Annotated in this window: 10 protein-coding genes and 1 pseudogene; 4 read left to right on the forward strand and 7 right to left on the reverse strand. The window is 70.3% G+C overall.

All coding sequences use genetic code 11. From position 1 onward, the window contains the following. Positions 1-245 precede the first annotated feature (245 nt). Positions 246-1976, forward strand: a complete 1731-nt coding sequence (locus ACFT4A_RS13860) for a hypothetical protein (protein WP_382829293.1) — start codon at positions 246-248, stop codon at positions 1974-1976. Between the two features lie 165 nt (positions 1977-2141). Here ACFT4A_RS13860 and ACFT4A_RS13865 read toward each other — a convergent pair whose 3' ends face one another. The 6 genes from ACFT4A_RS13865 to ACFT4A_RS13890 all read right to left on the reverse strand — a co-directional run bounded on the left by ACFT4A_RS13865 (position 2142) and on the right by ACFT4A_RS13890 (position 7683). Then, positions 2142-3392: a cytochrome P450 gene (locus tag ACFT4A_RS13865; RefSeq protein ID WP_382829296.1), complete on the reverse strand. Its 1251-nt coding sequence runs from the start codon at positions 3390-3392 to the stop codon at positions 2142-2144. Beyond that, positions 3389-3994: an ATP/GTP-binding protein gene (locus ACFT4A_RS13870; RefSeq protein WP_215116838.1), complete on the reverse strand. Its 606-nt coding sequence runs from the start codon at positions 3992-3994 to the stop codon at positions 3389-3391. Before ACFT4A_RS13870 ends, ACFT4A_RS13865 begins: the two co-directional genes overlap by 4 nt. Further along, on the reverse strand, positions 3975-4346 hold the full coding sequence (locus ACFT4A_RS13875; RefSeq protein WP_215116839.1) for a DUF742 domain-containing protein: 372 nt from the start codon (positions 4344-4346) through the stop codon (positions 3975-3977). The genes ACFT4A_RS13870 and ACFT4A_RS13875 overlap by 20 nt, the downstream gene beginning before the upstream one ends. Further along, a complete protein-coding gene (locus ACFT4A_RS13880) occupies positions 4343-4753 on the reverse strand; it encodes a roadblock/LC7 domain-containing protein (RefSeq protein WP_003994857.1) in 411 nt (136 codons plus the stop codon). The genes ACFT4A_RS13875 and ACFT4A_RS13880 overlap by 4 nt, the downstream gene beginning before the upstream one ends. Positions 4754-4758: 5 nt before the next feature. Then, the gene (locus ACFT4A_RS13885; protein WP_382829298.1) at positions 4759-6486 is read right to left on the reverse strand and encodes a sensor histidine kinase; all 1728 of its coding nucleotides are present in this window, start codon (positions 6484-6486) and stop codon (positions 4759-4761) included. Between the two features lie 252 nt (positions 6487-6738). Then, on the reverse strand, positions 6739-7683 hold the full coding sequence (locus ACFT4A_RS13890) for a GlxA family transcriptional regulator (protein ID WP_382829301.1): 945 nt from the start codon (positions 7681-7683) through the stop codon (positions 6739-6741). A 71-nt stretch (positions 7684-7754) separates the two neighbouring features. Between ACFT4A_RS13890 and ACFT4A_RS13895 the strand changes: the two genes are divergently transcribed. The 3 genes and pseudogenes from ACFT4A_RS13895 to ACFT4A_RS13905 form a co-directional block, all read left to right on the forward strand. Further along, a complete protein-coding gene (locus tag ACFT4A_RS13895) occupies positions 7755-8705 on the forward strand; it encodes an NADP-dependent oxidoreductase (RefSeq protein WP_382829303.1) in 951 nt (316 codons plus the stop codon). A gap of 448 nt (positions 8706-9153) precedes the next feature. Continuing rightward, entirely contained in the window at positions 9154-10521 is a 1368-nt protein-coding gene (locus ACFT4A_RS13900; RefSeq protein WP_382829305.1) for a cytochrome P450, read from the forward strand. A 163-nt stretch (positions 10522-10684) separates the two neighbouring features. Next, positions 10685-10954: pseudogene (locus ACFT4A_RS13905) on the forward strand (transposase); the annotation flags it as partial. Positions 10955-11219: 265 nt separating this feature from the next. On the opposite strand, the gene ACFT4A_RS13910 reads toward ACFT4A_RS13905, so the two are convergent. After that, positions 11220-12326: an NAD(P)-dependent alcohol dehydrogenase gene (locus ACFT4A_RS13910; protein ID WP_382829308.1), complete on the reverse strand. Its 1107-nt coding sequence runs from the start codon at positions 12324-12326 to the stop codon at positions 11220-11222. Positions 12327-12329: the final 3 nt, after the last annotated feature.

Raw genomic sequence — 12329 nt, forward strand, 5'->3', positions numbered from 1 at the left:
TACGAGTGCTTCCTGATCAACACAGCTGAGGCGGCGATGCAGGTGCTCGCCTTGCGGCAGGAGTGCCGTCATCGCAGCAGTCGTGCCTCTCACGGTCGTTCGCAGCAGGAGCCACAGCCGGTCGCATGAGTCCGGCTGTCCGGCGAGGCCGTCGCGGAAAGTACAGAAGATTCCCGGACACGGCAGGTCAACGACCACGGTCGATCGATTCCGTTGCCAGGACCACAGCTCATGGGGAGACCGGTGTGAAATCTCGAGTCGCAGGTGCTGTTCCGAAGGCATCCGCCGACAGCTCGCTCCCGGCGCAGCCGAGCGCCCAGCTCCAGCCCACGGAGGCGGGGAACACCCTGGCCCGCCTGCTGGGGAAACAGATCAATGGGAGCACGGAGCAGTACCGAAGGTCCCAGAACGCCGCTCAGCAGCGGCTGAACGCATTCGGCTCCCCCCGCTCCAGCACGACGCTGCAAGTGGAGGGAGCCCTCCATCTGGCGCGGCCCGCGTTCCTCCCGCCCGACGAGGAGGGCTACGCCAGGTTGAGGCACCTCGACACCAGCCTGCGCATGATCGAGGCGGCCTTCCCCCAAGTCAGCACCGACATCGAGGTCTGCAGACTGACCTGCACGATGCTGGAAGGGGCCTGGAGGAGCCGGGCACTCACCCCGCCGCGCGAGGAGGAGCAGACAACCGTCTGCGCCTGCCCTCTGTGCCGTCGGCTGCCCACGCCCCCCGCACGCACGCTGGACGACTACCGTTGGCGGCAGAGCGCCGGTCGTCCCCTCACCGTCAAGACCTGGCCCTACCGCCGGGAACTCGACAGCGTCCTGACCGGTGGATGGTCCTGGACCCGGCAGATGAACGACCTCGAACGAGACCTCGGCCACCGCCACCGCTTCGAGAACGACATCCTCGTCTTCCACGAATACAAACGCGTGATCGACACCATCGACACAACGCGCCTCACTCAACACATCGAAGGCCGCCTGGCCGAGAATTTCAGCACCAACAGCGCACGGGCCCTGGTCTCCGGACTCTTCGCAGCCCACAAGCGATCCGTCGACGAGTACTGGATCCAACAGCACGACGCGGGCAGCGTCATGCTCCCCCAGACCAACCCGCTCAACCAGAGCACCTACTCAGCCCTGCAGATGCTGGACTGCCTGTTCTGGCACGTCGCCCCCGACACCGAACTCTGGCAGGAAGAAAACCTCGCCTCCCTGCTGCTGTGCCGCGTCATCGACGACATGGCCGATGTACGAGCCGACGCCCTCACCGGCGAGATCAGCAACTTCTGGCTCGCCGACATGCCCACCCACACCAAGGCGCTCTACGCGGCCTGCGCGATAGCCGTCGTCAAGTACGGCTGCATGCCCGAGGCCCACAACCCGATGTGGAACACCTGGCTGATGACCACCACCACCGTCTGGATGGGGCTCACGGGCCGCCACGCCCTGTGGTTCGACGGCATCACCCAGGGCCTCCCCCCGGCCGAGGAGTGCCCGCTGTGCGACCTGCAGCCCAACCCATGCACCGGCATCCTCACCCACGGCACCACCCTCACCATCGCCCCGCGGCCCACCGCACCGGCACTGAGCACCCGGGCCGCCGAACTGTCCGCACGCTGTCGAGCCCAATACCCCCGGACATGGCGCCTCTTCGACGCCGAGCTCCATGCCTTCGAAGCACTGCACGGCCCCTGGTACGGCAACACGGACAGCACATGGGAGATCTTGCGCCGCACCTACATCGCCGCCGTGGAGGCATCCAGCGCCGCACCATCGCCGGACCGCGCCCGTCATGTCCAACAAGACTCCGGCGTAGTCGGATCCGAGAGGTTCCACACCCTGCACGACCCTCAGACCGGGAGGGAAGACACCGCACTGCTCGCCTACATGTTCGGCTGTGCCCACCCGCATTTCCTCTGGAACGCCACGGGGTATCGTCCCACGGGCGTCGCGGGCGACTGGCTCGACGGCTGACGCCTCGATCCTGAAGGCTCGGGCCGCTGCTCGCACCCGCCTGGTGGTGGCAACGGCCCAGCCTGTGCCCGCTCACCTCGACATCGGCCTGATCGTCCCCCACCGCCTGCACCCACCCACGTTGCCCGGCCGGAAGCCGGCCGGGCAACGGTCCGCAGGCATGGCCTAGACGGCGAATTCGACCGGCAGGCTGTCCAGCCGGGACTCCCACGTGGAGGCCGTCGAGCTGAGTTCTTCCGGCGGTACAGCCAGGCGCAGGTCCGGCAGCCGGTGCAGCAGAACGTCCACGCCGATCTCGATGATGGACTGGCCGATGTTCTGCCCCGGGCACTCGTGCGGTCCGGCGCTGAACGCCAGGTGCGACTGGTTGCCCTGCACGGCGACGGCCGTGTCGGGCCGTACCTCCGGGTCGAGGTTGCCGCCGGCCAGGCCCAGGATGAGCAGTTCTCCCTCCTGGACGTGGTGGCCTCCGAGTTCCATGTCGGCGGTTGCGAACCGGCCCGGCAGCACAGACAGCGGCGGGGCGTCCCACATGACCTCTTCCACCACTGAGGAGACGTTCAGCTCCCCGCTGACCAGACCGGACAGCCGGGCGGCGTCGGTGAGGACCCGCTGCAGGACCCGGGCCAGCAGATTGCTGGTGGTGGTGTGCGCGGCGATCAGCACCAGGCGCAGATGGCTGACGACCTCATCGTGGTCGAGGCCGGCCGGGTGCTCCAGCAGGGCCGTGGCGAAGTCGGAGCCCGGCTCGGCCCGCTTGCGCTCGGCGAGTTCCCCGAGGATCTGCATGATCCGGTCGTTGTGCTCGAGGGCGCCCTCACCACCCTTGAAGACCTGGGCGCACGACTCGATCATGCGCAGCCCGTCCGCCGCGGGAAGGCCCAGCATCCTGGTCAGCACGAGCATCGGCAGCTGCTCGGCGTAGTCGGCCACGAGGTCGGTGTGCCCGGCGTCGGCGAACGCGTCGATCTGCTTGTTCGCGAAGTACGTGACGTGCCGCCGGATGCCCCGGGCGGCCACCGCCTGCAACCCGTCGGTGACGGCGCCGCGCAGCCTGCGGTGCGGTTCGCCGTCCTGGGACACACAGTCGGGGCGCCAGCCGACCATCGGCATGATCGGCGAGGTCTCCTCGATCCGGCCCTCCCGCCAGTCCCGCCAGATCCGCGCGTCCCGGCTGAACTGGCGGGGATTGTCGAGCACCCGCCGGTTGTCGCGGTAGCCGAGGACCAGCCAGGCCGGCACGTCGCCTTCGAGGAGGACGGGCGCGACCGAGCCGTGTTCCTTGCGCAGCCGCTCGTAGATGCCCACCGGGTCGGTCGCCGCCTCCGGCCCGTACAGCCGGGCGAGATCGGACCCGTGATGGGCGACGGGGCAGCCGCTCGGGACCTGGAGGGCGTTTTCGGTCGAGTCGTTCATCGGGGCTCCAGGGCCACGGCCGAGCGTTCCTTCAGGTGGTGGATCAGGGCGACGAGGACGTCCCGGCTGGAGGCCCGGTCGCGGGCGTCGAAGGCCACGACCGGGGTGTGCTCGGGGATGTCCAGGGCGTCCCGGATCTCCTCGACCGGGTAGTTGGTCGAGTCGGGGAAGACGTTCAGGGCGACGACGAAGGGGACCTCCTGCCGCTCCATCTCCTCGATCGCCCGGAAACTGGACTCCAGGCGGCGGGTGTCCACCAGGACGATCGCGCCGAGCGCCCCCTTGAACAGCCCGTTCCACAGGAACCAGAAGCGCTCCTGCCCCGGCGTGCCGAACAGGTACAGCACCAGGCTCTCGTTGATGCCGATCTTGCCGAAGTCCAGGCTGACGGTGGTCTGCGTCTTGTCGGCGACGCCGATGAGACGGTCGACGTCGGCACTGGCCTGGGTGAGGGTCTCCTCGGTGGTGAGCGGCTTGATGTCGCTGACCGACCGGACCATGGTGGTCTTCCCGGTGCCGAACCCGCCGGCGATCATCACCTTCACCGAGCGGGCGTCCCCGCCCGCCCGCCCTCCGGGTTGGTCAAAGCCTTTCAAGTCCACTGAGTACCTCCTCAAGGAGCGCGAGGTCGGGCCCGCGGCCGGCGTCGTGCGCCGGGATGGGGTTACGCGCTTCGACGCGACCTGCGACGAGCAGGTCCGACAGCAGCACTGCGAGAATGTTGAAGGGCAGCCCGAGGTGAGCGCCGAGTTCGGCGACCGACAGCGGGTCGCGGCACCGGCGGAGAATCTCCTCGTGCTCGTGCTGCATGCCCGGTAACGGGGCTGCGCGGGCGACGACGAGCGTCGCCACGTCGAGGCTCGACGCCGAACCGCCCGGTCCGCTGCGTCCGCCCGTGAGGACGTAGTAGCGCTCGAGACCGGAGGGGTCCGACGGCCTGCGGGGAGCACTCATCCAGAGTGCTCCTCCAGGCGCGGAGTGGTGCCGAGGAGCTCACCCATCCTGCGGGCCAGGTCTCTCATCTGGTGCCCGAGCAGGCCCTGGTCGAGGCCTTCCCTGGCAAGGACACCGAGGTAGGTCTCCACACCTGCGCGGACCACGAAGAGGTGCCCGCCGTCGACTTCGATCATCGCCAGGCGCAACTGCCCGGCGTACTTGGGGAACTGCTCGGCGACCGGCTGGGCGAGGGCCTGCAGGCCTGCCACCACGGCGGCGAAGCGGTCGACGTCGTCGGGGTCTTCGGCGCCGTAGGAGGTGATGGCCTTGCCGTCACTGGAGGCCACGAGGGCGAAACGGATCTCCTGGATGCTCTCGACGAGATCGCGGAGCGCCCAGCTCACATCTGTTCCTTGCTGTGTCATGAGGACTAGTCGCTCTCTTCGGTGCGGTGCTCGTTGGACTCGCGTCCGGCGTCGGTGTCGCGGTCGCCGGGCGCCCGGGACGCCTCTTCGGCGTCGCGTCCGGCGGTGGCGAAGGCGGCGAGGCCGGAGAACGAGGCGTCCGGCGGGATGGCGGAGGCGGTGCTCCGGTCCGTCCGCTCGGCCTGCCTGGGCTCGGCCCCTTCGTTCCGCCTGCTGCGGCGCCGGGGCAGTCCGCCGGGCGTGGTCTCCGCGGCCTCGGCCGGGCCGTCCGGTGCCGGTGCGGCGGCCGTCTCTCGGGCCGCCGGGGCCGCCATGGCGGTACGGACCTCGGGGGCGGCGGGCGGGGCCGGTGCGGCGGCAGCGGGCAGCGGGCTGAAGTACTTGTGCGGAACCACGACCACCACGGAGGTGCCGAGCCACGGGGAGTCCGCGAAGGTGACGCGGATGCCGTAGCGACGGGCGAGGGCACCGACGACGCGCAGACCGATGTTCGCGTCCTCGGTGATGCCGCCGAGGCCCGCTCCGGGGGCGGTGCCCGCGAGGGCGTGCTCGGCCTCGCGCTTCTTCTCCTCGCTCAGACCCTTGCCGGAGTCCTGGATCTCGATGCCGACGCCGTTGGGCACCTCCTTGCCGGAGATGAGCACCGGCTCGGTGGGCGGCGAGTAACGGGCCGCGTTGTCGAGAAGGTGAGCGAAGATCAGCGTGAGGTGGTCCACGAGACCGCCGTCGACGCCGAGTTCGGGCAGGTGGCGGACCTGGATCCGGTGGAAGTCCTTGATCCGGCCGATGCCGCCGCGGGCCACGCTCAGCAGCCGCTGCGGTTCCTGCCACTGCCGGCCGGGCCGGTCCGAGCCGCCGAGCACGCCGATGCTGGCGGCGAGACAGTCGGCGGGGCCGATCTCCTGGTCGAGCTCCATCAGGCCGCGGGCGACGGCCGGCAGCCTGCCGTGCTCGCCCTGCATCTCGTGCAGACGGCCGCGGAGCTTGCTGGTCAGCACGTGGATGCGGTTGCCGATGCTGATGACGGCCTGCTCGGCGGAGGTGGAGCGGTCGAACTCCGACTCCAGGCCGATCAGGGCGGTGCGCAGCACCTTGCGCAGCTCGGCCTGGAGGTCGGAACTGACCTTGGCGCACTGGTTGAGCGTGGGCAGGACGTCGTCGATGGCGTCGCCGGAGCGCAGCGCCCCCATCGCGGAGGGCAGCTGCTCGTCGGCGAGCCGGGCGACCGCGGCGAGCTGGTGGGAGAGCTGCTCCTGCCAGACCTCGGCCTGGTCGGCGAGCTGGGCCTCGTAGGACGTGGCCTGCTCGGTCAGCCGTTCCTCGTAGGCCCGGGAGGTGTCGGAGAGCTGCGTCTCGTACGTGGCGCTCTGGTCGGCCAGGCGCCGCTCGTAGGTCGCGTTCTGCTCGGTGAGCTGGGACTCCAGGGAGGCGCGCTCGGCGGAGAACTTCCGTTCCAGGCCCGCCACGTGCTGCTGCCACTGCTGGTTGTGCTCGGCCTGCGTGGTGCGGAAAGAGTTCTCCGCCTTGTGCAGGTGTGCCCGGGTGCGCAGCAGCAGGCGTACGCACACGGCACTGGCCGCCGTCGCCGCGAGACCGGCGACAGCCGCGGTTATTCGCTCCGAGCTCATGAACGTGGCGGCAACGGTCCCGCCTCCCAAGCCCAGCGGCATCAACCACCAGCTGTACCAGGCGACAGGGGCCCGCGCCGCCGGTGGCGGAGTGGCGAGTTCCATCTGCATCCTTCGAACAAACACGATCGAACAGGGGGGGTGTGGATCGCACTCATGAGTACGCACCGCGAGTCGACCGGACGCGATCGCGTCAACTCGCAGCGCCGATCGGAACCTTATCGGGTTTAGACCCGAAAGGATCAACCTCGTCACCCTGCGGACGTGAGGGTTCCGTCACGCTCCGACAGAAAGGAACAGGTCGACAAATCCCTTTGCTGGCTCCGGGAGTTGGCTGCGTACAGGACCGCGGGCACGTCAGCGGGCGGTCTGGAAGGTGCGGCGGTACGCCTGCGGGGACACCCCGATCGCCGCGTGCAGATGCTGGCGCAGGGACGCGCCCGTCGCGAAGCCGACCCGGCCCGCGATCTGGTCCACCGTGAGGTCGCTGGACTCCAGCAGGTGCCGGGCCCGGGCCACGCGCTGCTGGATCAGCCAGCGGCCGGGGCTGAGGCCCACCTCGTCGTGGAAACGGCGGGCGAAGGTGCGCTGGCTCATCCGGGCGTGGCCGGCGAGGTCGGCCAGGGTGATGGGGTCGCCGAGGCGTTCCAGGATCCAGGCGCGGGTGGCCGCGGTGCTCGCGGCGCCCTGCTCGGGGACGGGCTGTTCGATGTACTGGGCCTGGCCGCCGTCCCGGAACGGCGGGACCACACAGCGGCGGGCGACGGTGTTGGCCAGCCGGCTGCCGTGGTCCTTGCGGACCAGGTGCAGGCAGATGTCCACGCCGGAGGCGGCTCCGGCGGAGGTGAGGAACGGGTGGTCGTCGACGAACAGCACGTCCGGGTCGAGGTCGACCAGCGGGAACATGGTCCGGAACCGGTCGGCGACCTGCCAGTGGGTGGTCGCCCTGCGCCCGTCGAGGAGCCCGGCGGCGGCGAGGACGAAGGCGCCGGTGCAGATGGAGACGATGCGCGTGCCGGGCCGGATCAGCGCGAGGGCGGCGAGGACCTCGCCCGGCACCTCGTCGGTCAGACGGTCCGGCGCGACGGGCGCGATCACCACCGTGCCGGCCGTGGCCAGGACCTCGGGGCCGTGTTCCACGGTGACGCCGAAGTCCGCGTTGGTGCGCACCGGACCGCCGTCGGCCGAGCAGGTCAGCACCTCGTACCGGCCGTCGGCGGCGCCGAGGATGCGGCTGGGGATGCCCAGCTCGAAGGGGTACACCCCGTCCAGGGCCAGGACCACCACTCGCTCTCGTCGCATGGCACGATCCTATCGAAGGTTGGCAATCTTGCCATTGGCGAGCGGTGCGCGGACCGGCACGCTTGATCACCATGAGCACACAGAACACGATGCGAGCCATCAGCCAGGACGTCCTCGGCGGTCCCGAGGTCCTCAAGGAAGTCGACGTCGAGCGCCCGGTACCGGGGCCGAACCAGGTGCTGGTCCGGGTGCGGGCCGCCGGGGTCAACCCGACCGACTGGAAGCACCGCGCGACCGGCGGATTCCTGGGCGACGCGCCCTTCGTCCTCGGCTGGGACGTCTCCGGGGTGGTGGAGGCGGCCGGCATCGGCGTCGTGGCCTTCGCGCCCGGTGACGAGGTCTTCGGCATGCTGCCGTATCCGTACGGGCACGGCTCGCACGCGGAGTACGTCATCGCTCCGGTCCGCGCCCTCACCCGCAAGCCGACCGGCATCGACCACGTCCAGGCGGGCGCGCTGCCGCTGGTCTCGCTCACCGCGTGGCAGGCGCTGGTGGAGCACGCGGACGTGCGGCCCGGACAGCGGGTGCTGATCCATGCCGCGGCGGGCGGGGTCGGGCACGTGGCGGTGCAGATCGCCAAGGCGCGCGGCGCCTACGTGATCGGCACCGCGAGCGCGGGCAAGCACGAGTTCCTGCGCGGGATCGGCGTGGACGAGACGGTGGACTACCGGGAGACGGACTTCACCGAGGCCGTGAAGGACGTCGACGTCGTCCTGGACACGATCGGCGGCGACAACGCCCTGCGCTCCCTGCGCGTCCTGCGCCCCGGCGGTGTCGTGGTCTCGATCCTCCCGGGCGGCTCGAACGAGTTCTACGAGGAGGCCGAGCGGCTCGGCGTACGGGGGCTCCGCATGCTCGTGGACGCCGACCGCGCCGACATGGCTGCGATCGCGGAACTCGCCGAGACGGGCAGGCTCCGCGCCACGATCGCCGGCACCTTCCCGCTGGCCGCTGCCGCGGAGGCGCACACGCTGGGCGACACCGGGCGTACTACGGGGAAGCTGGTGCTGGTGAACGACTAGCCGGGCTGGGCGGACTGGCCGGACTCCAGGAGGATGCCGGTGCGGCGCGAGCACGACGATCTACGTTGTCGTGGGAGGCCGAGGGAGGACGGGCCGGCTAGGTGGAGGTCCGAGCCGATCCCACGCCGGACAGGCCGCCGAGGTCGAGTCGCTGACGGGCGCGGGTAACAGCCATTCGCGGCCTTTGGCCTTGTGGCCGGTGGAGACGACGACGTCTGCTTCGGCCTGTCCGCCATCGGCCATCGCGACGCGCTTGGCTCCCTCCGGCGTGCCCGTGAGCCGCAGGGGGGATTCAACGAAAGCCGGAGAGGAGAGAGGGCTCCCCCTCCCCTCCCCACCAGATCGCCACGTGGCGCAGGACACGCTCATGTCAGGATTGCACTTGGGAAGGTTCAGGGAAGTCATAGGGGCGCCCATGAACCCATGATTGCCGTGAAGGTGATGACCCGTGACGTCCACTGCGCCTCCCCCCATACCTCGAGCCGCAGGATCGTTTCCGTTCATCGGCCACACTCTGAAAATGCGCGACAACCTCGGCTTCATCGACTCGCTGCGCGAGACACGAGAACCACTTGTCGAGATCGTCCTGCAACCCGGGACACGCACCATCGTGGTCCAGGACCCGGCCCTGATCCACCAGATGCTCAAGGCCCTGGGGCCCAGCCTCGACAAGGGCCGGCTCTACGACAAGCTGGGCCAGCTGCTGGGCGACAGTGTCGTCACCGCCACCGGCCGGACCCACGTACGCAAACGCCGCCAGCTGCAACCAGCGTTCGCCCACACCGAGATCAGCCGGTACGTCGACATCATGCGTGCCGAGGTGACGGCCACGGTCGCCGGCTGGGAGCCCGGGCGAACCCTCGACGTACGCGAGGCGATGGTCGGGCTCAGCCTGGACATGCTGGCCAAGACGGTGTTCGCCGGCAGCCTCGACGACCGAGTCTTCCGCCGGCTGCGCAGCGACCTGTCGGTGGTGTTGAACGACGTCGGTGTGCGCATCATGCTGCCCGACTGGGCCGAGCGTCTGCCGCTGCCCTTCAACCGCCGCTTCGACCGGGCCCGGGCCGGCGTACGTGCCACCATCAACACCGCCGTCGATGAACTGCAGGCCTCCGGGCACGACACCGGGGACATGCTCTCCATGCTGCTGCGCGCCATCGACGAGGAGACCGGCGAGCCGCTGACCGGGCATCAGATCTGCTCCGAGATCCTCACCCTGGCCGTCGCGGGCACCGAGACCACCGCGTCGGTGCTGTCCTGGGCCCTGTACGAACTCGCCCGCAACCCCGACATCGAGGCCCAGGTCCTGGCCGAGCTGGACGAGGTCCTCGGCGAACGGCCGGTCGCCTTCGACGACGTGCTCCGGCTGCCGTACCTGAACCGGGTCATCACCGAGACCCTGCGGCTGCACCACCCTGGCTGGCTGGTCACCCGCCGCACCACCGAGGAGACTCGGCTCGGCGAGTGGACACTGCCCGCCGGCACCGAACTGGCCTACTGCCAGCACGCCCTGCACCGCGACCCCGAGCGCTTCCCCGACCCGCACACCTTCGCCCCGGACCGGTGGACCGACCCCGCGCAGGAGCCTCCCCCGGGCGCGTTCCTGCCCTTCGGGGACGGCAAGCACAAGTGCATGGGGGACCGTCTCGCCCTCACCGAGATGGTCACGGCGCTCGCGACGATGCTGCGTTCGGTACGGCTGGAACTCGCCGGGGGCCAGGTCATCCGCCAGGTCGCCCGGCTCACCGTACGGCCGCACACCCTGCGGATGACGGTCCGCCGCCGGAACCGTCCCCGAGCCGGGGGCGGTCTCTAGGGCCTGTTCCAGGTTTGGATCACGTCCGGATCGTGACCGACCGGGCGGGCCGCCGCGAGAACCCCTTCGGGGCACGAAGCGAGCCTTGAGTATGCCCGGACCATTGAGTCCTGTTGACAAGACGAGGTCGGCTTCGCGCCCGCCCGTGCTTGAACACGTGCCAGTCGCCCGCAAGAAGTCCGACGCTGTCGACGCCGCCGCGCCGGCGAACATCCTGCGGACCGACATGGCCGTGCACCGGTCCCTTCCTGCGGATTCGGAGCTCGTGCAAGCGATCGCCGTGCTCGCACGGGCCCAGCAGGACGCCGTCTGGGACCGCGGCCAGGCCCACAACAAGCTCCGCTCCCAGGTGCGGGAGTTCTACCCGGCGATCCTGGCCGCGGCGCCGACTCCGACCGCGGCCGAAAGGCTGACACGACGGCGGCTGCAGTCCCCATCGGTCATCCGCAGCTTTCAAGGCCTTGGATCCTCAACCGGGGCCCGTGTCTCTACGACCGACGCAAAGCAGCAGGCGACCGCCACGTCGCAGCACAGCGCGACCTGTTCAACCGCTTCATGGGCGTGCTCTTCCACTGCCTCCAGAACGGAACGGCCTACGACGAGTCCAAAGGCCGACCGGGCCAAACACCTTGACGCCCTCCGATAGCTCCCGAACCATCCGGCCGCGCCTCGGGCCACGCCCTGCTCAGTCGCCGGTGTCAGAACGTCAGCACCGGCTTGATCGTCTTGCCCGACCTCATGTCCTGGACCGCCCGGTCGATGTCCCCGAAGGGATAGGTGCTGATCAGACGGTGCAGCGGCAGGCGGCCCTCCTTCGCCAGGCGGACCAGGGCGGGGATCATGGTTTGGGTCTCGCTGTCGCCGAGGGTGAGGCCGACGATCCGCTTGCCGCCGAGCAGGCCGTTGACGTCCAGGGCGACCTCGGTGCCGAAGGGCGGGGCGCCGACGACGACCAGGGTGCCGCGGGCGGCGAGCGCGTCGACGCCCTGGCGCAGGACGCCGACGTTGCCGGTGGACTCCACGACCCCGTCCGCGCCCTGTCCGCCCGTGATGCCGGCGAGGGACTCGGCCAGGTCCTCCCGGCTGGTGTCGACGGTGTGCGTGGCGCCCAGCTCGGTGGCCAGCGAGAGGCGTTCGGCGACCCGGTCGACGGCGACGATCCTCGTGGCCGGGGTGAGGGCCGCCGCCATCACGGCCGACAGGCCGACCGCTCCGGCGCCCAGGACGACGACCGTGCTGCCCGTGTCGGGCTTCAGGACGTTCCAGACGGCGCCCACACCGGTCTGTACACCGCAGCCGAGCGGGGCGATCGACTCCAGCGGCACGTCCGCGTCGACCTTGACCAGGCTGCGCTCGTCGGCCAGTGCCCACTCGGCGAAGGAGGACTGGCCGAAGAAGTGGCCGCCCAGGGCCTCTCCGTCCCGGCTGATGGTGTGCGTCCCGTCGGCCCGGCTGCCGCCGAGCAGGTTCAGCGGCAGCCAGGTCGCGCAGTACGCGGGGTGCCCGCCGCGGCAGTTGCGGCAGTCGCCGCAGGAGGTGAAGGAGAGCAGGACGTGGTCGCCGGGCGCGACGCCGGTGACGGCGGAGCCGACGGCCTCGACGACGCCCGCGCCCTCGTGGCCGAGGACCCCGGGCAGCGGGAAGGGCAGTCCGCCGCTCGCCACCCCGAGGTCGGTGTGGCACAGGCCGGTGGCGACCATGCGGACCAGTGCCTCGTGCGGGCCGGGTTCGTCGAGGACGACATCGGAGAGGGTGAAGGGCGCGCCGCCGGACTCGACGACCGCGGCACGGGTGGTGGTGGGCATCGC

Source organism: Streptomyces sp. NPDC057099, assembly GCF_042671245.1.
Taxonomy (GTDB): Bacteria; Actinomycetota; Actinomycetes; order Streptomycetales; family Streptomycetaceae; genus Streptomyces; species Streptomyces purpurascens.

Bases quoted from the DNA above. Each gene is read 5' to 3' on its own strand.
- ACFT4A_RS13875 (WP_215116839.1), bottom strand. From the start codon at position 4,346: ATGAGTGCTCCCCGCAGGCCGTCGGACCCCTCCGGTCTCGAGCGCTAC.
- ACFT4A_RS13885 (WP_382829298.1), bottom strand. From the start codon at position 6,486: ATGGAACTCGCCACTCCGCCACCGGCGGCGCGGGCCCCTGTCGCCTGG.
- ACFT4A_RS13895 (WP_382829303.1), top strand. From the start codon at position 7,755: ATGAGCACACAGAACACGATGCGAGCCATCAGCCAGGACGTCCTCGGC.
- ACFT4A_RS13890 (WP_382829301.1), bottom strand. From the start codon at position 7,683: ATGCGACGAGAGCGAGTGGTGGTCCTGGCCCTGGACGGGGTGTACCCC.
- ACFT4A_RS13880 (WP_003994857.1), bottom strand. From the start codon at position 4,753: ATGACACAGCAAGGAACAGATGTGAGCTGGGCGCTCCGCGATCTCGTC.
- ACFT4A_RS13865 (WP_382829296.1), bottom strand. From the start codon at position 3,392: ATGAACGACTCGACCGAAAACGCCCTCCAGGTCCCGAGCGGCTGCCCC.
- ACFT4A_RS13910 (WP_382829308.1), bottom strand. From the start codon at position 12,326: ATGCCCACCACCACCCGTGCCGCGGTCGTCGAGTCCGGCGGCGCGCCC.